At 43.7% G+C, this 24,681-nt stretch carries 25 protein-coding genes; 6 read left to right on the top strand and 19 right to left on the bottom strand.

Going from position 1 to position 24,681, the window contains the following annotated elements; all coding sequences use genetic code 11:
• Positions 1-107: 107 nt before the first annotated feature.
• The 5 genes from ACK8P5_RS03015 to ACK8P5_RS02995 all read right to left on the bottom strand — a co-directional run bounded on the left by ACK8P5_RS03015 (position 108) and on the right by ACK8P5_RS02995 (position 4,968).
• Entirely contained in the window at positions 108-884 is a 777-nt protein-coding gene (locus ACK8P5_RS03015) for a hypothetical protein (protein WP_422659521.1), read from the bottom strand.
• Between the two features lie 24 nt (positions 885-908).
• Positions 909-2,306, bottom strand: a complete 1,398-nt coding sequence (locus ACK8P5_RS03010; protein WP_422659520.1) for a sensor histidine kinase — start codon at positions 2,304-2,306, stop codon at positions 909-911.
• Positions 2,306-3,007 carry a response regulator transcription factor gene (locus ACK8P5_RS03005; RefSeq protein ID WP_422659519.1) on the bottom strand — a complete coding sequence of 234 codons (702 nt, stop codon included), beginning with the start codon at positions 3,005-3,007 and terminating at the stop codon, positions 2,306-2,308. The genes ACK8P5_RS03010 and ACK8P5_RS03005 overlap by 1 nt, the downstream gene beginning before the upstream one ends.
• 171 nt (positions 3,008-3,178) lie before the next feature.
• Entirely contained in the window at positions 3,179-4,519 is a 1,341-nt protein-coding gene (locus ACK8P5_RS03000; RefSeq protein ID WP_422659518.1) for an ABC transporter substrate-binding protein, read from the bottom strand.
• Positions 4,520-4,800: 281 nt separating this feature from the next.
• Entirely contained in the window at positions 4,801-4,968 is a 168-nt protein-coding gene (locus tag ACK8P5_RS02995) for a hypothetical protein (RefSeq protein ID WP_422659517.1), read from the bottom strand.
• Between the two features lie 120 nt (positions 4,969-5,088).
• Here ACK8P5_RS02995 and ACK8P5_RS02990 point away from each other — a divergent pair, with 120 nt between their 5' ends.
• The gene (locus tag ACK8P5_RS02990; protein ID WP_422659516.1) at positions 5,089-7,557 is read left to right on the top strand and encodes a UvrD-helicase domain-containing protein; all 2,469 of its coding nucleotides are present in this window, start codon (positions 5,089-5,091) and stop codon (positions 7,555-7,557) included.
• 157 nt (positions 7,558-7,714) lie between these two features.
• Here the strand turns inward: ACK8P5_RS02990 and ACK8P5_RS02985 are convergent, their stop codons facing one another.
• Positions 7,715-7,999, bottom strand: a complete 285-nt coding sequence (locus ACK8P5_RS02985; protein ID WP_422659515.1) for a hypothetical protein — start codon at positions 7,997-7,999, stop codon at positions 7,715-7,717.
• A 22-nt stretch (positions 8,000-8,021) separates the two neighbouring features.
• Positions 8,022-9,377, bottom strand: a complete 1,356-nt coding sequence (locus tag ACK8P5_RS02980; protein ID WP_422659514.1) for a lipase family protein — start codon at positions 9,375-9,377, stop codon at positions 8,022-8,024.
• 161 nt (positions 9,378-9,538) lie between these two features.
• On the opposite strand from ACK8P5_RS02980, the gene ACK8P5_RS02975 reads away from it, so the two are divergent.
• Positions 9,539-9,787, top strand: a complete 249-nt coding sequence (locus ACK8P5_RS02975; RefSeq protein WP_422659513.1) for a hypothetical protein — start codon at positions 9,539-9,541, stop codon at positions 9,785-9,787.
• Between the two features lie 197 nt (positions 9,788-9,984).
• Positions 9,985-11,505, top strand: a complete 1,521-nt coding sequence (locus ACK8P5_RS02970) for an MDR family MFS transporter (protein WP_422659512.1) — start codon at positions 9,985-9,987, stop codon at positions 11,503-11,505.
• Positions 11,506-11,578: 73 nt separating this feature from the next.
• Here ACK8P5_RS02970 and ACK8P5_RS02965 read toward each other — a convergent pair whose 3' ends face one another.
• The gene (locus ACK8P5_RS02965) at positions 11,579-12,418 is read right to left on the bottom strand and encodes an aldo/keto reductase (RefSeq protein ID WP_422659511.1); all 840 of its coding nucleotides are present in this window, start codon (positions 12,416-12,418) and stop codon (positions 11,579-11,581) included.
• Positions 12,419-12,674: 256 nt separating this feature from the next.
• Between ACK8P5_RS02965 and ACK8P5_RS02960 the strand changes: the two genes are divergently transcribed.
• A complete protein-coding gene (locus ACK8P5_RS02960; RefSeq protein ID WP_422659510.1) occupies positions 12,675-13,652 on the top strand; it encodes a ring-cleaving dioxygenase in 978 nt (325 codons plus the stop codon).
• A gap of 79 nt (positions 13,653-13,731) precedes the next feature.
• On the opposite strand, the gene ACK8P5_RS02955 is transcribed toward ACK8P5_RS02960, so the two are convergent.
• The 5 genes from ACK8P5_RS02955 to ACK8P5_RS02935 all read right to left on the bottom strand — a co-directional run bounded on the left by ACK8P5_RS02955 (position 13,732) and on the right by ACK8P5_RS02935 (position 19,923).
• Positions 13,732-14,901, bottom strand: coding sequence for an acyltransferase (locus ACK8P5_RS02955; RefSeq protein WP_422659509.1), 1,170 nt, complete (start codon positions 14,899-14,901; stop codon positions 13,732-13,734).
• 156 nt (positions 14,902-15,057) lie between these two features.
• Complete coding sequence (locus tag ACK8P5_RS02950) at positions 15,058-17,136, bottom strand: serine hydrolase domain-containing protein (RefSeq protein WP_422659508.1); 2,079 nt, start codon at positions 17,134-17,136, stop codon at positions 15,058-15,060.
• 215 nt (positions 17,137-17,351) lie between these two features.
• Entirely contained in the window at positions 17,352-17,717 is a 366-nt protein-coding gene (locus ACK8P5_RS02945; RefSeq protein WP_422659507.1) for a hypothetical protein, read from the bottom strand.
• A 145-nt stretch (positions 17,718-17,862) separates the two neighbouring features.
• Positions 17,863-18,456 carry a nitroreductase family protein gene (locus ACK8P5_RS02940; protein WP_422659506.1) on the bottom strand — a complete coding sequence of 198 codons (594 nt, stop codon included), beginning with the start codon at positions 18,454-18,456 and terminating at the stop codon, positions 17,863-17,865.
• A gap of 75 nt (positions 18,457-18,531) precedes the next feature.
• Entirely contained in the window at positions 18,532-19,923 is a 1,392-nt protein-coding gene (locus ACK8P5_RS02935; protein WP_422661351.1) for an MATE family efflux transporter, read from the bottom strand.
• Between the two features lie 156 nt (positions 19,924-20,079).
• Here ACK8P5_RS02935 and ACK8P5_RS02930 point away from each other — a divergent pair, with 156 nt between their 5' ends.
• Both ACK8P5_RS02930 and ACK8P5_RS02925 read left to right on the top strand, forming a co-directional pair.
• Positions 20,080-20,943, top strand: coding sequence for a helix-turn-helix transcriptional regulator (locus ACK8P5_RS02930; RefSeq protein ID WP_422659505.1), 864 nt, complete (start codon positions 20,080-20,082; stop codon positions 20,941-20,943).
• Positions 20,944-21,097: 154 nt separating this feature from the next.
• A complete protein-coding gene (locus ACK8P5_RS02925; RefSeq protein ID WP_422659504.1) occupies positions 21,098-21,247 on the top strand; it encodes a hypothetical protein in 150 nt (49 codons plus the stop codon).
• Between the two features lie 141 nt (positions 21,248-21,388).
• Here the strand turns inward: ACK8P5_RS02925 and ACK8P5_RS02920 are convergent, their stop codons facing one another.
• From ACK8P5_RS02920 to ACK8P5_RS02895, 6 genes are all read right to left on the bottom strand, one after another.
• Positions 21,389-21,655: a hypothetical protein gene (locus tag ACK8P5_RS02920; RefSeq protein ID WP_422659503.1), complete on the bottom strand. Its 267-nt coding sequence runs from the start codon at positions 21,653-21,655 to the stop codon at positions 21,389-21,391.
• A gap of 133 nt (positions 21,656-21,788) precedes the next feature.
• A complete protein-coding gene (locus ACK8P5_RS02915; protein WP_422659502.1) occupies positions 21,789-22,577 on the bottom strand; it encodes a formate/nitrite transporter family protein in 789 nt (262 codons plus the stop codon).
• 265 nt (positions 22,578-22,842) lie between these two features.
• A complete protein-coding gene (locus tag ACK8P5_RS02910; protein ID WP_422659501.1) occupies positions 22,843-23,019 on the bottom strand; it encodes a hypothetical protein in 177 nt (58 codons plus the stop codon).
• A 186-nt stretch (positions 23,020-23,205) separates the two neighbouring features.
• On the bottom strand, positions 23,206-23,442 hold the full coding sequence (locus tag ACK8P5_RS02905; protein ID WP_422659500.1) for a cold-shock protein: 237 nt from the start codon (positions 23,440-23,442) through the stop codon (positions 23,206-23,208).
• A gap of 86 nt (positions 23,443-23,528) precedes the next feature.
• On the bottom strand, positions 23,529-23,729 hold the full coding sequence (gene cspD, locus ACK8P5_RS02900) for a cold-shock protein CspD (RefSeq protein WP_006207896.1): 201 nt from the start codon (positions 23,727-23,729) through the stop codon (positions 23,529-23,531).
• A 288-nt stretch (positions 23,730-24,017) separates the two neighbouring features.
• Positions 24,018-24,431, bottom strand: coding sequence for a pyridoxamine 5'-phosphate oxidase family protein (locus ACK8P5_RS02895; protein WP_422661350.1), 414 nt, complete (start codon positions 24,429-24,431; stop codon positions 24,018-24,020).
• Positions 24,432-24,681: the final 250 nt, after the last annotated feature.

Genomic DNA, 24,681 nt, shown 5'->3' with positions numbered 1-24,681 from the left:
GAAGATCCTGCGTATTTCATGTGATGATCTAAATCGCAAACAAGCAGTAAGGATGCTTGTCCTTACTGCTTGTTAATAGAGTTAATGATGTTAATATGTAGTTCTCTTTATTCCATACTCCCATGCAACCGCTTGACCTGACACATCTGCTGCATAAATGCAATTTGGATTGCACTCAGAACTACTGCACAAAGCGGAATCGCAACAATAATAGCTGCCGGACTCCACAAGCGGTGAATGACCAAGCTAATGATCGCCGAGCTGACCATCATCGCAATAACAATACCTGTGGTATTAAAGCTCGATGCTTTAAAATAACGTCTACTCTGACGAAAAGCCGCATCAACATTCAATTGATCCACCACAATACAGTTTTCCACATAAATAAAGAGGATTCGAAGAATCACAAATACAACAAGAGAAAGAAACAAACCAATAACGCCTAAAAATGCTGCTAGCAATGTCGTCATTGCGGTTTTGGCAGCGGTTATGATCATGAACAAGAAGATAAAGCGTACCCAGTTTCTCTTACCATCTTTCATAAATTGACCAATTGAAATGGGACTGCCCTCCACAACATTACGCACAGAGGCTATATATCCCCCTTGAGCAAAAGCCATCAGTAGTAGCATAATTAGCACAGGAATCCATGCTCTTACCGATACGGTATCCCCCATGAACTGCATTTGATTAACAAACTGCGGTATATTACTCACATAACTGACGGACGGAATTCCCATCTCCAGAATGAGACGCATGGATGTGGAAGGAGCACCAATAAATCCGATAATCATAAGTCCAATAGCGAATGATAGCGCATCCAAAACAATCGGATAAATAAGGAGTAATGGATTTTGGAATAGCAAGCGGAATATTTTTTTCATTATGAAGTAAAACCTCCGTCACAACTAGTAATTAGAATACTGGCTTACCATCATTTCGTTTTTTGGTAGGCGCGCTTCTGGAATATCTATTCGAAACATCGAGCCATGACCGAGCTTACTTTCAGCATGAATGGTTCCCCCATGAGCTTCAATAAGTGCTTTCGCTATACTCAATCCAACTCCAATACCACCTGTATCTCTTGAGCGGGCCTTATCCGCCCGATAAAAGCGGTTAAAGATTAATGGTAAGTCCTGCTCCGAAATTCCGATTCCATTATCTCTACAATAAATGGTGATCATGTCCTTATAGTCAATCGTTACCCCTATATCAATCATCCCTCCAACCGGCGTGTATTTGATTGCATTAGAAATAATATTCGTCATAATCTGGACAAAACGGTCCGAATCTACTTCAACAGGACAAGGTATGTAAACCGTATGTAAATTAAAAGTAATATCTTTGGCTTTTGCTAGAAAGATTAAGTTCTCATAGACGTCCTTAACTAGATTACGTATATCGATAAATTCAATATCTAGCTGGAATTTAGCCCCTTCTGCTTCTGACAACTTCTCTACATCATCTACGAGGCGGCATAGCCGATCAATCTCAGCATAAATACGATTCAAATTTTCTTCGTTCGCTGGATAAATACCATCGATAAGCGCTTCCATTCTAGATAACATCGAAGTAAGTGGTGTACGCAGCTCATGTGTTAAGTCTTGCATCGATTGCTCACGCCAGTGTTCTTGCCCATTCAAATCTTTTACGAGCTTATTCATAGAAACAATGAGTCGTCTTAACTCTTCTGTACCGGTCTCCGGTATTAAAGTCTCCCTATGTCCTCCGGCAATTCGCTTTGCCTGAAGGCTGCTTACTCGAAGCGGCTTTGATAATCTCTTGGACAGAGAATAGCAAATAAAAGCGGCTAAACAGAGAAGAATAACGGCAGCAGCACCGCTACCTTTCCATGTCTTAGACGAGAAGAGTGACAAAGTTGGTGTATTATAATCGTCATTAAGATCAACCGTAGTATCCAGAACCCCTATCAGCTGACCATCGATATAAACCGGACTGCTCGCTGTGAAAGGCTTCTCCAGTTCCTTACCCTCAGGCCATGAATCATACAAAATGGTTTTGTGGTCAGCATCATAATAGCGCACGTCCATGGAGTACACACTGACTACCTGTTTCAACCACTCTATCATCTCGCTTGTTAGGCCACCCGGTTCAAGATTCGTACGTAATGCAAAAGCAATCTTCTGTGTTTGATCCTTGGCGAATGTCATCTTATAGTTTTCTAATGAACGATCAGTAGTGAATTTGAATAAGAAATAGGCCACCGAGATGAAGATCACGAACGTCCCAACAAAGGTAATAAAAAGAACATAATGCGTCTGTCGAAATCTATGCTTCAAGCCCATTAGTAGTCCTCATCCGGATGAAATGTAAATTTATACCCTGCACCAATTTTAGTTACAATATAGACTGGATTTTTATGATCCTCTTCAATTTTTTTGCGAATATTCTTAATGTGGGTATCTGTTGTTCTTCCATCTCCGATATCACGATAACCTTGAACTTCATAAGATAAATCTTGCCTGCTATACAGTTTATTAGGGCTTTTGAGCAAGACGCTGAGCAGCTTAAATTCAGTAACCGTTAAGTTTACGAGCTTTCCATTCAGATAGACTTCTTTGGATTCAAAATTAATAACCAGTCGCCCTTTATTAAATCGCATCACCGTTCGACTATTCACAGAGAGCATATTCATTCTTCGCTCCAGCGCACGAATTCGAGCGATGACTTCCTTCATCCGGAATGGCTTCGTAATATAGTCATCCGCACCTAGATTAAGACCATTGATCGTATCGATTTCACGAGCTTTGGATGTAATCATAATGATCGGCATGCTTGAAGATTGCCTCACTTTTCGGCACACTTCTTCCCCCGGTATGCCATGAATCATCAAATCCAGAATCAACAAATCAATTTTAAAGTTATGAATTTTTTGCAGAGCATCATTACCATCTTCTGAGGTGTATACCGTCCAACCTTCATTCATTAAGTATGATTGTAATATGTTACATATCGATTCATCATCCTCAACGATTAGAATGTTCATGGTATTTTCCCTCCCCTCCCATAATTTAGTATATTCAATATCCATTTATTCTATCATCTAACAGCCTCACCGCAAACAGGGAGAATGCATAAAAAGAAGCAAGCCTGTCAAAGACAAGCTTGCTTCTCTCTATTTATCATCAATTGGTATATTCATTCATTGATTTCCGTATTACTTCTTGCTTTCTTTTTCCTTTAAGATTGCAGCGTACTCCTCCGTCATTTTACGCAGGAATGTATTCACATCTTCCTTACCTCTCAGCTTAACAAACTCTGCAGTCTTATCACTAATGATATTCGCTTCATAGTAGAAAATATCAGGGCCAAACGGTGAGAATACTGGTTTTGCTGGTTCTCCTTTATAGGCAGCATCAATATTATACACCCCTACAAAGTCTTTACCTGCTAAGTACTGACGCACTTCTGGATCTTTAATAACCGGTGGGGCTCCACCGATCGCTAGATTCATCTGGTTCTCGTCAGAAACAGCAAACTCTAACACTTGGAATGCCTCTTTAATATGTTCACTGTTCGGATTAATGGCTAAGGTTAGCGGAATATTGTTCGGCAATACGCCCGGAAGATCACTCCAACTTGGGTATGCAGACATACCAAAGTTCAAGCCCTCCGTATTAGCGTACAATGCAGCGGCGTTAACAAAAGATAAGACCATTCCCACATTACCTTTATCGAAGCCAAAGTTCTCTTTCTCTTCTTCTGCTGGAACATTATCTGGGATACTAACAACGCGCTGGATTAGACTAAAATATTTTGCGAAAGCAGGGTCCTTATCGAACATGATCTCTCCAGTTTCAGGATTCGTACCTGGCGTAGATAACTGAAGCATAGACTGCGACAGCCCGTTCGTGGCCAACCCTACATACTTTCCGTCACCATGCTTTCCTGCAATTTTAGCAGCTTTATCGAGCACTTCTTCCCATGTTGGGGTCTCACTTGGGTATTCAACACCCAAATTATCAAAAATATCTTTGTTATAATATAAATTTACGATGACGTCTTCAAAAGGTAAACCGAGTAACCGGCCTTGCTGTTCGGGATCACGCAGTCGAACAGCATCTATTGCACCATTACGGAATTTGGTCAGATCCAGATTGCTTTCCGCGATTAGAGTATCTAGTGGATACGTCATTTCCAAATCATGTAATGTTACGAACGGGTCTGTTACGAGCATGATGTCCGGCGAGTTATTGGCAGCATTCGCTTCCTGAATCTTCTCAGCCGATGCAAATGCACCGATATGCTCGATTTTGATATTCGGATACTTCGCCTCTAACGCATCTGCAAGTCGAGATTTCACTTCATTCTCGCCCCATGGTGTCATGAATTTAATCGTTACTTGTTCAGTGGAAGGGGTGGTTCCTTCATCGGTTGGCTTCTCATCTGATCCTGACCCTACTTCATTACCATTTGAACTGCTGCATGCAGAGAGTAAAAGTGAAACAAGGAACGTCGAAATAAGTAACATAAACCGAGTATTTCTAAAGTTTCTCATAAATGTGCCCCCTCTTTTCATTTGTAAGCCCTTACACTTAATCCTACTGAAGATTGAATATACTTAACTAGCGTACAGACTCCTCCTTTAGCTCATTCAAATGAATTAATTAGATATAATGTATCAAATAATTTATATTTTGGTGTGAATATCCAGTGAGCTTCATGTGTGTTTCGTGTGAATTTTTTTGTTTATCTCCAAAAAAATAGAGGTCTCTGTACACAGAAACCTTCATATGAATATAACTTATTCAATTGATTAGATATTAAGTATAATCAGTTCTAATCGAGTGTTCCCTTCTTACGTGCCATCCGCTCCTCGCGCGCTTTCCGGTCTCTTTCCATCGCTTCCGCAACATTATCCTTCGACCTGTTCGAAGGTAATTTACTATTGATATGCAGTAACAAACCGATGATAACGAGCAGCAGAATAACAATGAGTACATTCACTTGTTTGTCCCTCCATTCTTCAAATATCCCGATATGAGGGAGAGCATTTCCTTTGCCACGATGCCGGTAATCCGGTAAACTGAGTAGGCATTATTATATCATTCATGATTGGTGAGTTAAATGACATCCATACCTTTTTATAAACGCCCACTCGGAAGTGAACGGAAGGACCTTCCTTTCGCGAACCTTGCCTCTTCCCACAGCAGTCTTGAGCTGGTCAGTAATCAAGCTGGAGATGCTGCCTTTTTCCGCGGGCTGGAAGAGCAAGGATTATATCTGAATAGAGCACAAATCGAGGCAGTACGACATCAAGACGGACCTCTATTAACTTTAGCCGGTGCCGGTTCTGGCAAAACCTCTGTTCTCGTTAGTAGAACTGGTTATCTAATGGCCTGTGGGAGGGTAACTCCCTCCTCCATCCTGCTTGTAACCTTCTCCTCGAAGGCTGCCGCTGAGATGAAGGAGCGAATTATGAGCCTTCCAGGGCTTGATCCTAGAGAAACGGCGAAAGTAACCGCTAGGACTTTCCATTCCTTTTTTCTATACTTGCTACGAACTCGTGGATTCCGGCAAGAAATCCTGAGCAATGCAAGACACCAGCAGATTATTATTAAGCGAATACTTCGGGAAATGGGACTCCAAGATGGATATGAAGCAGAAACGCTTCTATCCCTCTGGTCCGCCTACCGAATGAATATGATCGGTCTTGATGAACTGCCAGCAAACACGCCAGCAGAAGTCGAGCAAAGACAAATCTTCGCCAGATACGAAACATGGAAGGAAGAGAACGGACAGATGGATTTTGATGATATTCTCGTCCTGTCCTTCCGTCTGCTGAGTTCTGACTCAGGTCTACTCGCTTCCTTACAACGACGCTATCGTTATGTCATGGTTGATGAGTTCCAAGATACCGGTCTTCTCCCTTACGAGCTACTGAAAATGATGGTTAAACCTCATGCCAACCTCATGGTTGTTGGGGACGATGACCAGACGATTTACAGCTTTAACGGTGCACGTAATGAATTTATTCTAGAATTCGATCAGACATTTCCCGGCGCCAAGGTCGTCACACTAGATGTGAATTATCGCTCCTTCTCAAGCATCGTTGGACTGGGTAACGAGATCATTAGAGAGAACAAGCGCAGACGAACGAAGAAGCTCCAGTCCACACGTAAGAGCGAAAGTGTTCCTTTATATATTCGCCCTGGAGATCCCGATGAAGAAGCGGAATTGCTTCTGAAGCATATCTCTGAAGAAGTAAGCAGCGGCAAAAGGCTTTACAGCGATTATGCCATTCTATATCGTACATCGAACAACAGCCGAGCTGTATTCGAACAGCTTGTCATGAAGGAAATTCCGTTTATTCACTTCGAGCAAGGTGATCTGTTCTACGAGCAGTGGATGGTCAAGCCAGTGATCGATTATTTACGCCTCTCCCTTAATCGGCGTGACTTCAAGGCAATGGAAGGAATTTTGAACACCTTGTATATCAATCGAGAAAAAGGTATTGCGTTTATTCGTGAAATGGATGCTCCACGTCCCAAGAAAGGTCCCCTTTCCCACCTGATCTCTTACCCGGGTCTTAAAGATTTTCAGATTGAGCAAATTCGGGAAAGATCCAAGTTGGTCAAAGCCTTGAAAGCCATGGAACCGGCAGATGCAGTCCGAGAAATAAGGCTCCGCTTCTACGATAAGTACCTCGAAGCTGATGGAGCACAGGACTTAACGATGCATAAAGAGTTCATTCAGGAAGGACTCGATGAACTGGAGTCCTCGGCTAAGCGTTTCAAAGATGTGGGTGCATTCATCGATTTCGTCGATCGCCTCATCGCGATTCATAAAGAAATGGCTATCCGCAAAAAAGACGACACTGCCGATGCCGTGAAGCTAATGACGATCCATAAAGCAAAGGGGCTAGAGTTCCCCTCTGTATGTCTGATTGGCGCTTCAGAAGGTATTCTTCCGCATACGTCATCACTGGAAGCTGAGCATAGGGATGATAACCACCCGCTAACGTCCAAGCAGGACAAGGGAGGAGCTGCACTGGAAGAGGAACGTCGTCTAGCTTATGTTGCCGTTACAAGGGCTAGAGATGAGCTGATCATTAGCTCACCCGCTTATTATCGTGGACGGAGAGTGGAGGTATCCCGTTTCCTTCAGAGCGTATTCCACATTCCAAGTGCGGAACCAGCGAAGAAAGAACGCCGAGGTGGTACGAATAGTTCCGGTGGTGATTGGAAACGAGCAGGCAGCACTAGCGCTGCAAGTGGATCATCTTCATTCAGACGCGGAGATTCTACCACTGGAAACAAATTTAGCCGCCGTGCTAACGGACAATCCGACTTCCACTCCCATCAGGAGAGCATTCGTGTGCCGGTTAAGCCTAGCCCCTCCCTTAAAGCAGTCGAAGATAAGCCTAGACGCACCGAATCTGTACGGGCTTGGCTCTGCACCGGTTCGGGTTGCCGGGGTTGGCAGCGGATGGATTCAGGCTCGGATAGAGCTAACCGACATAAGGCATGTCCACTGTGTGGATCACCTATGAAGCCGGGCACAAAAGAAGCTCCTGTTCCAGCAGGCCGGCGCTAAAAGACCCTTGAGAAACTACTAATCATCATCTTCAGGAATATGAAGGAAATGATACGCTCAATGCAATCATATTAATTAAAAATTTCATAGCAAAGAGCCGCGCTGTACGATCTACAAATAGGCGCGGTTCTTTGTTATGTATTTATAATCGAGTATCTTAGTTCAGACTTCTGTCTGCTTCGAGCATCCGGCTGATATAAGCCTCCAGCTCGCGGATACGCTGCTCCAGTTCCTGAATTTTCAGAGCAGCTCCCTGCATAAAAAGCTCCATCTTGCTGCTTAGCTCCTCTGCAGATTTCCCTCTCCAGTCCTGCAGGCGGGCATGGATACTTCTTACCGTGGTGACCTGCTGCAACAGTCGTTGCCTAAGCTGCTCACACTGCATGATGGCTCTTCTTAAATCATCAACCTGTACCGAAATTCGGCTCATTATGCCATTCATCTCCCTCCTGCATCTTCTTCATCTATGACTCATCGGCAAGAATGAAATCCTGCGCCTTCCGGTCAATATAATCCGCAATCTCCAGCATAGCTGCTTCGTACCACTGCTGAATACCGCGTAGACTTGCGCTTGTGTTCTCAGCAACAGGGGTCAGGGAACGACTTTCACTTGAGTGAATATTCGTTTCAATAAAATAAACAGCACTACGGCTTTCACTCGAAAATCCCTCTGCACTCTGCCGCATCTGCTTAGCAGCTGCAAGTAGTTCTTCTGGTGTAAGCTGAATTAAGCCGTGTGCCCCTCCGCTTCCAGCAGCACCTATTAATCCCCCTGTTAGCAGTGCTCTCAGCCCATTGCCACCGTTTTGTACTAATCTCGCCATTGCTTCCATTGCTGCAGCATAAGCTGTGGCTCGTGGAGATCCGTCCAGTGTCGCTCCCGTTAAGCGGTCTACAAGTGGTCCTCTTAAATTGCCATTCTCATCGAATTTATATTGTGAAGGTGAATGATAGTTCGTATCACCGTTGATAACTGAATCATAGAACCGCCGCATATCCCCGATGTAATATTTCCCCGTATCGATCTCCAGATTATAATATGGCAAGCCCACGCCTAACACACTGCCACGCAGTGGAATCGGAATATTCAAGATTTGGTTGTACTTTGCGTTAGCTGTATCAAAGTCGCTTCCGAGATAATAGGTCGAGCCGATGTGACGATCATACTCCCCCACACCACCAGCACCGACAGAATCGCTAGGGTGAACATAGTTAATAATCTGATGGTCAAAATCCCCATTCGTAACCTTTGCCGCCAGCTCATCTGAAAGTGAATTCAGTGTGCTTGGTGCGCTGTAGGTTACCGCTGGCAGGTCCTGACGGGCCGCAACATACTGTGCCAACCCTCCACCCAGGGAGTGCCCGGTCAGTGAAATGTCTGCATTCGGATAAGCATCTTTGACAGCATCATACAGTTCCTCTGCTTGATGAAACTGATTGTTCTCGTATTGTATCTTATCGCCAGCAAGCTTAAACGGCCCATCATTCCAAAGCGTCTTCCAGGGATGATCCATGCTGTTCTCCAGATCCTTCGGTCTGCCTCCAACGACATCGACAACATCCGTATAAATATCCTTTCCCTTTGCTATATTCATCCCGCCCGCTTCCGTACCCCGGTAAGCGATAATGACCTGTTCAGTCGTATCGTTACGCAGCACCATGGCATCAAAACCAGAGGCACGGTGTAGCTTCGCTCCGTCAGGCTCTACCACGCTCCAGCCTTCCAGTCCATCTTCAGTAAGCTTTCCTGGGGGCACGTCATTGTAAGCGATCTGGGATGCTTTATTATATAATTTATCTGATATATATTTGTCGCCCATAATTCCACCCTTTTTACCATAGTAAGGAATCGCTTCTATACATTATAATATTATTGGTAAACATTAGGATATACGAGGGAGAATAAATGGGAAAAAGGTCATTATTCACATATTTGCTGCTTGTCGGATTAATCCTGCTACTTTTAGGAGGCTGTAAACAAATGACGGACCAGAATGAACAAACGGTTCAATTATCGGAGGAAGCTGCCGCCAAGTATTTTGATGAGAAATACGGGGTTGAAGTGGAGTTTACGAAGCATACCATATCTCCGCCTGATCTCGCGCATACGGTTGGCCTCAATGGATATATTAAGGATAAGAAGAAGGAAGAGATCTTTATCCTTGTAAATTACGATGATTTTACGATTGAGGCAGCAAGTGTGCCAGAAGGCTTACCTCTCAAAAAATAGGCCGAATTTCATACCTTATTACAAGAACCTTAGACCGACCCCAAGCCAGCTATTCTGTGTCCTTTGACTCAGGGGCTGGTTTTTTGGTATAAATTGGAGGTCCTAACGTTTTTTCTTGCTTTAAGCTTGGCAATCCAGCTAAAATATAATAACTATCTATATAAAAGTATACATAGAAAGGGAGCCGTTAACATTATATGAACGCTAAACAAAGTAACATCAAACTCGTGGTAGCTGGACTGCTCCTCGGGATTCTCATGTCGGCCATGGATAACACCATCGTGGCTACGGCCATGTACACCATTGTAGAGGACCTTGGTGGATTTGATCAGATCGTCTGGGTTACTTCAGCTTACATGGTTGCCGTCATGGCAGGTACACCGATTTTCGGTAAGTTATCTGATATGTACGGACGCAAACGTTTTTTCATTTTTGGACTCGTCGTCTTCCTGGTAGGTTCCATGCTATGTGGTATGGCCGGAAATATGACACAACTCATTATCTTCCGTGCAATTCAGGGAATCGGTGGCGGTGCGCTTATGCCTATCGCATTTACCATTGTGTTTGACTTATTCCCTCCTGAGAAGCGCGGCAAAATGACCGGTCTACTCGGTGCAGTGTTCGGTACCTCGAGTATCCTCGGTCCAATGCTTGGTGCATTTATTACAGACAGCATCGGCTGGGAATGGGTATTCTATGTCAATCTACCGATCGGGATCGTATCCTTTATCTTCATCATGACTTCTTATAAGGAGACCTTGTCTCACGCCAAACTAAAAATCGACTGGACGGGTGCCGCAACCCTTGTCGGTGCCATCATCTGTCTCATGTTCGGTCTGGAACTTGGCGGGAACACTTATGCATGGGATTCTCCACAGATTCTTGGCTTGTTCGCCGGCTTCCTCGTCCTGCTGATCATATTCTTAATTACAGAGACCAAAGCAGCCGAGCCAATCATTTCATTTAAAATGTTCCAGAAGCGTCTCTTCGCCTCAAGTAATATCATTGCTCTTTGCTATGGTGCAGGCTTCATTGTCGCTACTGTGTATATCCCGATATTTGTGTCTGGTGTATATGGAGGGACAGCAACGAATTCCGGTCTCATCTTGATGCCTATGATGATCGGAAGTGTGTTCGGTAGTCAGATCGGCGGTATATTGACAACCAGAACAACTTTCCGCAACATTATGATCTTCTCATCACTCTGTTTTGTTGCCGGGATTTTCTGTTTAAGCACGCTGTCACCTGAGACGTCTAGAATGATGCTCACCTTATTCATGGTGCTAACAGGCTTCGGGGTAGGCTTCTCCTTCTCGGTGCTTAGCATGGCTTCGATTCATAACTTCGATGCCCGTCAAAGGGGTGCCGCTACATCGACCAACTCCTTCCTGCGTTCACTCGGGATGACGGTTGGTATCACGATATTCGGTATCATTCAGCGTAATGTGTTTACGGATAAGCTTGTCACTGGGATGGCAGGCGGGAACGCACCGGAAGGTGTAGCTGTTAACCCAGATACAGTCATGTCATCAGGGGCACTTGAACAGATGCCTCCTGCGGTACGCGAGCATGCCATATCTTCCTTGGCTGACTCCATCGCACAAGCTTTCACTTGGGCACTCGTACCGGCTGTCCTTGCCTTTGTCTTTGTCTTGATGATGGGCAATGAGCGGGTTGTTGTGAAGCCCAAAGCGCCTAAACAAGCCGCAGACCAATAATCTATCAGCTAAACGAAATCAGGCCGATCAAGGGTAATCCTTGATCGGCCTGATTGCTTTTTTAAAGAAATTATTAGAACAAGAATTCGTCTGGATGCGGACCAAAGCGTTTGTTCTCATTCAACTCATCAATGGATGCCATATCTTCAGCAGACAACTCAAAATCGAAGATGTCTGCATTTTCCCGAATCCGGTGTTCCTTGACCGATTTTGGAATAACGATGACACCATTCTGGAGATCCCAGCGAAGCACGATTTGAGCTGTGCTCTTACCATACTTCTCTGCTAGTTTAGTTAGAACCGGTTGATCCAGGTTCCCTTGCATTAGTGGACTCCATGCTTCCAGCACGATATTGTTATCACGTGCATACTGAAGCAGCTCCTTTTGGTTGTTAAGTGGATGCAATTCCACCTGATTGACGGTTGGAACGACACCGGAATCTTCAATAATGTCACGCAGATGGTGAATCTGGAAGTTGCTGACGCCAATCGAACGAACGAGACCTTCTTTTTGCAAATGGATCAGCGCTTTCCAGGTTTCTTTATATTTATCTTTTCCAGGCCAGTGAACGAGGTACAAATCAAGCGTTTCTAGTCCAAGTTTCTTACGGCTTGTTTCAAATGCTTTCAGCGTAGACTCGTAGCCTTGGTCTTCATTCCATACTTTCGTTGTAATAAACAGCTCTTCACGAGGTACGCCGCACTCACGAATCGCTTGTCCAACACCTTCTTCATTGCCATAGATGGCTGCTGTGTCGATACTGCGATATCCTGCAGCAATAGCCGATTTAACGGATTGGATGACTTCTTCGCCTTCTTGGGTCTTGTATACACCGAGTCCTAGCCAAGGCATCTTGATGCCATCATGTAGCGTAGGCCCATCGGTAAAAGCTTTATTTACTGGGTTGGTCATACGAATCCCTCCTGGACTATATAAACTGTTTACGGTTTTTGATGCCGCTTATATAGTATATCAACTCCCAGATCTTCACTCAAACAACAGTGCGCTTGGTTAACGTACCCGCAAGTTAGATTGGTTTGGTTATTGAAATTTGACGAAAATAGATTCACATGTTACTATTATCTTAACTTAAAGATATTTAATACAAAGATAACCGTCACAGTCAACAATTAGGATTTTATCAAATATATAACTGGAGGATACAATTATGAACGGATTAAAAGGAATACACCACGTAACAGCCATCACCAGCAGTGCAGAGAAGAACTATGAGTTCTTCACCTATGTTCTGGGCATGAGACTCGTCAAGAAGACCGTCAACCAGGATGATATTCAGACCTATCACTTATTTTTCGCCGATGATAAAGGCAGTGCCGGTACAGACATGACATTCTTTGACTTCCCAGGTATACCGAAGGGAATCCATGGTACAGATGAGATTTCTAAAACTTCATTCCGTGTACCAAGTGATGCTGCACTCTCTTATTGGGTAGAGCGATTTGACCGCCTGAATGTGAGACACAATGGCATTCAAGAGCAGTTCGGGAAGAAGACACTTTTCTTCGTTGATTTCGATGATCAGCACTATCAACTGATCTCAGATGAACATAATGAGGGTGTCGCTTCCGGTACACCTTGGCAGAATGGTCCTGTTCCATTGGAATATGCTATTACGGGACTCGGCCCGATCTTCGTACGGGTGTCCAACTTTGAGAACTTTAAAGAGATCATGGAGAGAGTTCTATTATTTAAAGAGATTGACCAATCAGGCTCCTATCATCTGTTCGAAGTTGGCGAAGGCGGTAACGGAGCTCAGGTCATCGTTGAACATAACATCGTTCTACCTAGAGCACGTCAAGGTTTCGGCACGGTTCACCACGCAGCCTTCCGCGTAGAAGATCGTTCCGTACTGAACGAATGGATTGATCGTCTGGACAGCTTCCAGCTCCGGAACTCCGGCCATGTGGATCGCTATTTCTTCGAATCATTGTACTCACGTGTTGCGCCGCAAATATTGTTCGAATTCGCTACCGACGGACCCGGATTTATGGGAGATGAGCCGTACGAGACACTGGGTGAGAAATTATCCCTGCCTCCATTCCTAGAGCCGAAGCGCGAACAGATTGAGAGCATGGTGCGTCCAATTGATACGGTCCGCAGCACGAAAACCATCGTGAAGGAATAAATGTCTGACAATATCATTAAAGCAGGTCACCCATTGGAGAAATCCTCTGAGTGACCTGCTTTTTTTCATGATTATCTGACTACGAAGTGATTCCCCTATCCGGTACAAGGCGGGATTTCCGCTTCGCAGGAGGCACCTTACCAAATACAATCCATGACTTAGGCATCCAGCGTACGGTCAAGGACACTACCACCCATGATGCTGCAAGAGCAAATATAAACCCTCCGAGATACCACAGATGGATGAGTGGCGAGAATCCAGTCTCTGGTGGGAATTCGCGATATATTAGTAAGAATAACGGATGAATGAGATAAATACCGAAAGACAGCTCCCCAAGCCTTGTCATCATTTCAGTTTGCCATGATTTTGCATGCCTGAGTAATATTTGAGCTATCTGGATCCCCACAAGTCCTGCCGTGATCGTCTGAATGTTCCAAAGAGTGTGATACAACAAGGAATCATAATTCACACCATACAAGCGAGCGGTATGATTAACATATACATGGCCTAGTGACGCTGATAGCCATATTGCCCATAACATAATCCAGCCTAGCAACCGGGAACCTGTTGCATTTTGTTTGTGGATCTGCAGCCATCCCTTCAGTTTCGGATAATAGATTCCTAAGACAGCGCCTAGCATAAAATAAGACATATAGTGTAGTGCCCAGCTCGCAGGTCTTTCGGCAATTAAGAAATACTTGTTCATAATTACAAATCCATACTGTATTATAAATCCCGCAGGTATAGCCCATTTCACAAGATTAGGCTTCCGTTTAAATAGCCACAAGAATAACGGAAACATGATATAAAATTGAGCGCTAATAAATATAAAATATAAGTGAGTATAGGCTTTTCCGGTGAATAACTGAACCACAAACTTCTCCACAGTCTCTTCCAGAGAGCGATCCGAATAATACATGAAATGGCGTATTAAAAAGAAAAACACTGAAAACAGGATATATGGAACTACGATATATTGAAGTCTTTTTTTATAAAAATTCCCGATTCGCTTTGTATCAAGAGGGCGTAAATAATAGCTATAAAACAGTACAAAGCTACTCAAGAATAAAAATACGGGTGTGCCGATCTTCATGAAAATGTTAGCGAAATTATACACAACATAAAGATTTGATTCCTTCATTGCAACAGTTGCAAACGAAGTCGCATGTACGACTAGAACACCCATAATCGCCATGGCCCGAACTAGCTGTATGTCAGACAGCTTGCCTCTATCGCCTTCCCCACTCATAAGTTGCCGCATCCCCCTAATCCTTTATCACATCATTAAAATTTTACCATTTAATCCAAATATATTGAAGAGAATCAAAAAAACTCATTCCTCTTTAAGAAAACCAGAGGAATGAGCCTTGAAATGATAGTATGAACGGTACATAATTCCGAAAATTTACTTCAAAGTAATACCGAATGTTGAACCTGCTGCTCCTGCAAATACAATCGTTCCATTCTCAGGTAATTTCACTTGGCTACCATCACTAACAACGGTAAAGTTCACCAATGTTCCCTGTTCATCATATACCGCAAAACCACCTTTTGCAGGCAATTTGACGATCATTGTCTTGCCAGCGGCTTTATCAGGTACGGTAAACCATCTAGCATATCCATCATCTTTAAGTGTAACCGTCGATTTCTTTCCAGTATAGAGAGGTTTTACTTTCTCTTCTCCTACATAGATACCACTTGCAGCCTCAAGATGTTCCACTCCATTCTCTGTATAGAAACGGAATTCAGCCATATCCCGTCCGCCCATACCTGGAATTTGAAGCTGGCTCGCAGCGGTGTTCAATCCTGTAAGCTTTCTGTCTCCCCAATAACCTGGTAGATCTTCTGTAAGTTCAATCGTAAGTGTTGGTTGTGTGAGAAGATAAATAAGAGAAGTATACTTCTCATTCACAGGATAGAAGGTCTTCCCATCCCGCTTAGCCCAAGCTTCCGCAATCTCTGAAGACACTTTATTGTCCCCCAGCTTCTCAGCAGCATAATGAGATAACGCCATCTGTCCTAGTTCCGGAACCGCTGTATATTCTCTAACCCACAAATAAGTGCGGTCATTCTTCGTTACGAAATCGATTTTAGAACTACCATCTTCGCTGATGAAACTTCCCTCTGCCGTATAAACGTATTTGAGTCCTGAATCATCTGGAGTAAGTGCTGTAGTTAACGTCAGTTCTCCATCCTTGCTAAGGCTAATCTTAACCTGTTGCCCCATCGAACCATAGATTCCTGCTTGTTTCATGACGTCATCAGGAATAGCAGTCTTTACTGGCTTGCCGAATGACTTGGCAGGCTTAATCTCTTTGATCTCGCCCTTCTCTTTCAGTGCTTGAAGCAGAATCTCACTTGCGAACAATTGGTTCAATGCACTAGAGCCACCAGATGACAACACTGCAACCGCCATGTTCTTCTCCGGAAGCACAACTAGAGAAGCATGGTACAGAATCGTATCTCCACCTTTAACGATAGCCTTAATCCCATAGTCGTTGAATGGGAATAACCTTACACTATCCCAGCCAAGGCCGTAATCGAATGAATTATCTGCTTCCGCTGGCCATAATCCCTTTTTATATTCCGCCTGCTCCATCGCCTTTACCGAAGTATCAGTGAGGATACCACTCTTCTGCCCTGTGAAAATTTGAGAGAACCTTACCAAGTCTTCAGCTGTGGAATAAATCCCACCGGTTCCAATCACGTTAACCGTCTCGTTCGGAAGCTGTCCTTGATATGTTGGATAATAAAGACCAGGGAACTCATCCGATACGAGTCCATCTAGCGGTGTCTTCGTATGCTTCATTTCTAAAGGCTCTGTAAAATTCTTATGAATATATGTGGTAAAGTTCGTGCCGCTGACTCTCTCCACGAGTATCTCAGCCAAAGTGAATCCATCGTTACAATATACAGAGAATGCACCTGGATCGGCCTTCAGAGTCTGTGTTGACAATTGCTTCAACAGGTTGTCATGCGCATAAGTGTCGTTATCTTCGAACAAAAAGGCGTTGTTAAGGCTGGAGCCCTGCAGCCCTGAGGAATGGTTCAATAACATGCGCGGCGTAATTTGCTTATAACGCTCATCTTTCATCGTGAATTCAGGTATGTACTGTATCAAGGGAGTATCTAGCTTAATCTTCCCTTCATCGACTAACTTCATAACGGCTGCTGTCGTGAATACTTTACTTGTGGACCCTATACCATACATCGTATCTTTAGTCAGCGGTTGCTTTCCTTCAATATCATTCAAACCTGACTGACCTGATACCGTGATCTTACCGTTATCCATTAATGCATACTGAACACTAACCGTCCCATATGTCTTGGTGAGCAAGTTCGCTTTCTCCGCTGCGATCTTCTCTACCCCTTGTTTTGGTTGTGTTACCGCGTTGTCACTCGCATTAGATGCCATTGCACCAGTAGGAATGACTAGCATGAGTACCAGTAAAGCCGTTAATATCCAAGATAATCTCTTATTCAATAATACCCCTCCTTAGTTTATAAGCCTACGATATAGTACGACTTACCAATGGATATGGTTCAAAAAGTTTTAAATCTTCTCAATATCCTCTTTAGTTCATCTACTAATGAATACAGAAAAGGACTGACCTATGCAATCTGAACTGCATGTCGGTCAGCCCTCTTCTGGACTCGTCTACTTTGGATTTTAAATTATTCTCATTCATGCCATTACTGCTAGTTTCTGCGCTTATACACACCCAGCGCCAGTAGTCCACTAGCAGCCATAAATAGATACGGACCACTGGAAGCCACATTAATGGTGGAGCTGAGGAAATCAACCGTTTTAGAAGATATATAAATAATCCCAAAAACAATCCCAAGGATCGCCATAACATAACTGAGCTTCTTGTTCATCCGCTTCTCGCGAATCACCATTAGAAATGGATATACAAACAGCAGGATAAAGAATACAGCCCCCTGAGTAAATCCGTTCTGTGATATGAACCCAACATCCACCCATTTAAAAAAGAATGAGATGAATGCAGCGCATGAGGCGATGAATATCATCTTACTCCCCATGTCCCATTTTTGAAAATTCAATTTAATCTAATCCCCCTATGTATACTCTAACATTTCAGAGCAGTCATAATCCGACAAACATAGGTCTATTATACTAGAAAATCCCATACCAAGATAGATCGCTATGAAAAAAACCTTCATGTGAATCAAGATTCGCTCACTTTCGTTACCCGTTCAAACGTTCAACAGACTCCTCGACCCATACCGTCTTGCTTGCTGCATCCTGTCGCTTACCGGGTTTAGGCTCCATATCTGGTACACCCAAATAGATGAATCCCAGCATCTTATCCTGCTCGCGAAGGCCGAATGCTTCATTCATCAAGGGATGAAAACAAGGCTCCCCTGTTCTCCACACCGCACCAAGCCCAAGAGCATGTGTCTGAAGCAGCATATTTTGAATAGCCGCAAATACAGCTCCATATTCTTCAAGCTCAATTACTTTAGGATCATCTGATGGCTCAACAGCTACAGCAATAATAACCGGTGCACGCATTGCTTTACTTCTAGCCGATTCACGAACAGCGTCCAGATCTTCCTCTGTCTTCCCACTTGCCTTACTCACTGCGATATTAGCCAAAGCGTTCCCAAGCAGTTCACGCCCACCTTCTCTCAAGACGAAAAAACGCCATGGCTCTGTATGCTTATGGTTAGGTGCCCATGTACCCGCCTCCAAGATCTGTTCAATACTCTCCTGAGGGACGGCATCCTGCTTCACTTTACCCACGCTGCGGCGTGTACGAATAGCTTCATTTATATTCATCATTGATTCCTCCTGCTATTTGAATGAATGCATCTATCACCCATTGTAGCAAAAATGAGTTTGGTATGATATTTATCACACACCTTCAAATAATGCAGATTGTGGTCCTGTCTCATGAGACTCGCTTTTCTGGGCCTCTGCCTTCCTAAGCACTTTCTGACCACGCCAGCGGAAGAATGACAGCACACCACGTACATATTCATCCGTAATCATACAACAATAAATCCCGACCAGTCCCCATCCATAGTGTAAACCGAGCAGATAAGACATCCCTGTCGCGATGACCCACATCGAGCCCAGTGAAATATACATCGTAAACCGGGTATCTCCGAGTGCATTCAGCGAGTTCCCGAGCGTCATGTTAAGCAGTTTACCCGGCTGCAGGATCAGGTTCAGTCCAAGCAAGGAAACACCGATTGCGATAATCTCAGGATCCTGTGTAAACAACCCCAGAATTTGAGCTCCAGACACGTAGATCACCAGCGCGCTCACGCCCACAAAAATAAAACCAACACCGAACGCACGGTACGCCGCCTTATAAGCCTCTTTTGTCCGTCCTGCACCGTACAGATGCGCGATCTGGATTTGGGCTCCCGTTGCAATAGACATTCCTAACAAGAAACACATGGATTCCAGCGTGTTCATATAAGTCCGGGCAGCAAGCTCGATTGCCCCGAGCTGTGCAATGAACGTATAAATAATGAGCTGAGAGAATACCCAGCAAGACATGTTCACACCGAGCGGCCAGCCGATATTTATGATTTCTTTGAACAGCGGCTTATCAAATAAACGGAACTCTCTTAAGCGAATGCGGTATTCGAAGGACCTCACGAACATGAACATGAGGATGACCACAGCCAATAACCGACTGATCACTGTGGATATGGCTACACCCATCAGACCCCATTGCGGAAGACCAAATGCACCAAATATAAATCCGTAGTTCAAGAATACGTGGATGATATTCATCCCGACCGCCGTATACATCGGCCCTTTCGTATTGCCTGTGTTCCGAATAACCGTACTCATTGTAGACATCATAGCGACCAGAACCATACCTCCGCCTACGATCGAAATATACGTATCCGCCAGTGGCAACAGTCGATCTGGAAGCTGCAGCGCAGAAGCGATCTGTGTTGGAAATATATATAAAACACCGCTCAAAAGCACACCAATAATTGTACTAACACTTAGAGCCATGATACCGATTTTTCGCGCATCTAGATTTTTAAATGCCCCCAGCTTCTGAGCAATCAGGATCCCCGCACCACTTGCCACGGTCATGAATAGCGTTGTCATTGCTTGGAACAGCTGATTCGAGAATCCAACCACAGCAACCGCATCATCTGATATCCGGCTTACCATGAGTGTATCTACCGCACCTAATAGAAATTGAAGAAACAACTCAATAAAGATCGGCCATGCCAGAACCCATAATGTAAAATTATTCTTTCCTTTATCCAATATTCAAACCTCCAACCTTTTCCCCGAGCTGAATCTTATTGCCAGCATAGTTGCTTATAACAGCTTCTAATTATAGATGGTATACTGTTTTAAAAGTATCATTTTATGAACTAGAATTATAAAGATTCAAACTTCAAAAAAGAGGGAGAAATTTAGCATATGACCATTCTTCACTTTACAGTCCCTCCTCTTCCTGAATACATCATCAGTGGAACAACAACAGCAAACATAGGAGCCAAACACCCTAACCGCCGAAATATAGGTGTATTTGATCTACTTGTCGTTCGTCAGGGATGCTTGTATGTCTCTGAGAATGAACTGGGTTACGATATCGAAGCTGGATCGTTTTTAATTCTGCGGCCGGATGCCCATCATTATCCGACACAAGGCTGCACTGAGGATACAATCTATTATTGGCTTCATTTTCAGTCCTCAGGTTTGTGGAGCTTAGATGAGCACTGTACTGTGCCCAAGAAAGAAGAATTGCCAGAGCTTCAGCCTTTCACTTCGAATTACTTCACTATTCGCGTTCCTCAGTTCAGCAATTTACCACAACCGCAAAAAGTCTATGATCTGCTCGACTCCCTTGCCGCACTTGTCCAAAACGGGCACCGCATTCAATCACTATGGAGACAGCAGCTACTCTTTCAAGAACTGATCGAACAGCTCGCTGCCGCTAGGAATACGTCCGTATCCTCCCCGTCCTCTTCCTGCGCGGAACAAGCTGCTACATACTTACGCGAGCACTTTCGAGAGGAATTCAAGGCCCAAACGCTCGGGGAGAACATCAACTTTCATCCCGTCTATATTGCCCGCTGTATGCAAAAGGAGTTCGGATGCTCTCCTGTTGAATATTTGCTCCGCTACCGAATTGAGCAGGCTAAGGTGTTGCTTCTGCAGACCGATCAGAGTGTGAGCCGGATTGCAGAAGAGGTCGGATTTAATCATGCCGCCTATTTCACCTCCTGTTTCACTAAACAGGAAGGAATATCTCCACGGAAGTATCGTCAGCAATTTTCGTAATCTGAGCATTTTGCATAATATAACTTGCAATCCAGCGAGAACACATTATAATAAGGATTAGAAGAGGTTGTGATAATGATTATCATTACCAGGCATTTGAGAATACAATGAGAATTTGATCGAGATAACATATATAAAGGAGAACCCGAGCCCTATGAATTCTAATCTTCAACGAAGCAACTTGCAGGTTGACGATTACCTGGACCTGCTCAATCTTGCCATTCAGCTAGGAGATAAGAAATGGCAGAAGGAAATTACACGCAAAATCGAGATGACACTGTCTTTGCTGGAGCCTGCTCAGTAGGGCGTCTCAAGAACTTATAATATATATATAAGAGGCTGTTCCAAAAGATTTATGATCTGCGGGATGGCCTCGTTTGTTTGTGTGAGACGCTCCGCGTACGAAACGTTCTTCCCCTCGCTGTTGCCCCCAAATTTCCGATAATTATTCTAGCAATGAAGAAATTCGGGGGCAAAGGCATATGCTTCCGGTGCTAGCTTTCCTTCTGAAAGCTTTTAGGCGATCGCTGCCGCTGGTCCGGAATCGTTTCGTTCTCTCCGCTGCTTCGTCAAAAACAGCAAGTACGGCAGCTGCTTCAAAGTGATGAGGGATACCGACTGGCACCGACACTTTCTGCTTCAGGTCTTGTCCAAAATAGCCTTGAGGTTGGATGGCTTTCAATTGCCCACAATCTGCTAAAGTAGGCGACAATAAATTAAAAAGGTCGAAGACAAGAACTCCTATCGAGCCTGCCTTCGACTTTTTTCTATAACAATTGATGAAGGAGCTGTCCTTAAGTAGGAAAATCTACTTTTGGGACAGCTCCATTTTGTGTTCTCATATTTTAATCTAAAGGTTCATCCATAAACGGCTTATTCACATAATGATACATAAACGCCATGAACACACCGCCACCGATCAAATTGCCCAAGGTTACTGGTATAAGATTGTACCATACACCACCAAGCGAGATGGTATCAGGATGCTCTACCACCAGTGCAATCGCAAAGGTACACATATTAGCAATACTGTGCTCGTAACCAGAAATGAAGAAACAGAACACAAACAGCATCATGGCAAACAGCTTCGGACCGTCACCTTTCAGTCCCATCGGAATGAAGAAGGCCAGACAGACCAACCAGTTACACAGAATAGCACGGAAGAATAATTCAACCACCGGGGCGTTCATCTTCTTCTCTACTACACCCATCAGGAAACCATTCACGGAAGGATCGTTAAACAACCCCGTTAGGTAAATCAACAGCGCAAATGCACATGCACCAAGAATATTGCCAATATAACTTGTAATCCAAAGCTTAATAACCTCTATCCACCTTAGCGTTTTACGAATAGCCGAATACGAGTAATAAAAGGTATTTCCCGTAAACAAGTCACCGCCACCGTAAGCGATCAGAATAATAGCTGATCCAAATGTTAAGGCTGCCATCGGGTACGTAAATGGGGAATGCTCTGCATAGAAGAAGCTTCCGGTCTTAAAAGCAACAATGACCCCAAACCCGATGAACATACTTGCCAGTGCTGACCGTGCCAAATAGCGTATCTTGCTTTGTTTAAAAATCTTCATCTTTTTTCGTGCCAGTTTCTCCACCTGGAGCAGGGATTCAACTTCCATACATTCACTTCCTTTGTTAGGAGATCCTAATACACATGTTATTAGTTAACATTTTCATAGATTACATGTTTTATCCTTACAATGGAAGACCAATTAATGTAAATTGTTCCCTATTAATCGCTAAATATCCTCAAACTCCGCATCAGACAGCACTTTCATACGATATTTATGGCGGAATCAAAAAAAGGCGCGAACCGCAGATAAATCCGCTTGTTCACGCCTTTTATATGAAACAGTCATTCGTTACCGGATTAAAGTAAAATCCTTACTTGTTCGCGTTATCGTCTTCACTGTTCTCTAATTTGCTCTCATGCTCCATTTGATATTTGTCCCTCATCAGCTTCTGCATGATGAACTTCTCCTGGTCATTCAAGCCTTCCTGATTCTCCTGTATGATCATGTTGTCAATGTTGCGTTTCAGTACCTCGTTTTGCGTGTTCAATACGGTTCACTCCTTTGGAATTTATGCGCTTTCCGCACCTTCTACATGCCCCTGCGTCTAAAAAACGGAACATATATTACTAACCAGCTCCGTCAAATTTAAACGGAGCATCGTTAGATGCTACGGAAGTTCGTACATCTTCGAAAAGATACCGACCGTACCTATCGCTTTCGCTGGTCTTAGCCGCTACTTCCGATCGATCAGGATTCCCTTACTAAGGGACTTTTGCTTCTTATTCGTATTGACGAGCAAGGGCAGCTTTCTCGTTTCTTTCACCATAGGAGACTCACACAGCAAACAGACAGGCTCTGTTTCAAATGCAAAATCATCCCTGATCCAACCTTTACAATCATCCTTCGTGCATGACCATACTTCTGTCATTTCTTCGGGGATGCTTTCCATTGCGTTCTTACGCGAATACATGAACACTCCTCCTTGTCCTCGTCGCAGAATAATAAAACAAAACTGCCCTTAATGTTACACATTAAGGGCAGTCCGCCTTTTTGGTCTTACAGTTTTACAACGTTCTCAGCTTGTGGTCCACGGTTTCCTTCAACGATGTTGAATTCTACGCGTTGGCCTTCGTCCAATGTTTTGAAGCCATCGCCTTGGATCGCGCTGAAGTGAACGAATACATCGTTTCCGCCTTCAACTTCGATAAAACCGAAGCCCTTCTCTGCATTAAACCATTTAACAGTACCTGTTTGCATGGGGTGTACCTCCTTGAAGATTATTTACATGACCTTTTTTTACTTCGTAGACGAATAAAAAAATTCACATATTGTACAAGGTTACCTGAAATTTCAACCCTCTACAATATGTGAATTCAGGTCGATTTCGATAGTCCTATATTATCACACTTAGAGCGTAATGGCAAATGTTGAAGTCATATTTTGTGAGAAATCTTTTTTATTATATTATGCAAATATGATGAAAAATATAACATACGACCAAAATTTATCCTCGGATGAATTCGTCAATCATTCCGTTTTTACCCACTACGACTGGAGTTCCAGAATTGTCTCTCTCCAGCGAATGAGTACTTCATCTGGATCTTTTAAAGTGATCTTCACACCCGAATTTATCTCAGCATATTTGGCCGTATCCTCTCGAACCCAAACGACCTTGGCCTCAAAGCGTTCACGTGGATGAAGAGGCATAGAAAGCTCAGGCAACTTGGATAGCTCTAGACGTACATAATGAGCAACTCCATCATATAAAGCTACCAGCGTAGCTTTACCGCTACGGATAATATTTCCTGTTGTCTGTGTGCCCAACCAAAGAGACAGTCGCAATGTCTTCTGATCTATTGCAATAACCTCTCCTACACTCACCATCGCCGTATGCGGCCAAAGGTCTTCGGTTACGGTTAGTAGCATCATTGCCTCATGCTGTTTGTCCTCCAGATTCATCCCATTTAAGAGCTCATATAATGAAGAAGATATTTCATTCTGTTGAGTCACGCATGATCCTCCTTCCGTTCATAACCACTTGGAATACTCCATTCCTCAAGAATAACATATAGAATATATCTCTCCAATTACGACATATAAAAATGTCGCGAATTTTGATATCCCATGCTTCTTGCTAACATTATTACAGCTATTTTGATCCTTTTCCAAATGTTGTAGATTATTCTGATTTCCTATATTACAATGAGTA

Origin of the sequence: Paenibacillus sp. EC2-1, from assembly GCF_049311625.1 — a bacterium.
GTDB lineage: Bacteria > Bacillota > Bacilli > Paenibacillales > Paenibacillaceae > Paenibacillus_AQ.
This window is presented reverse-complemented; position numbering and strand designations above follow the sequence as displayed.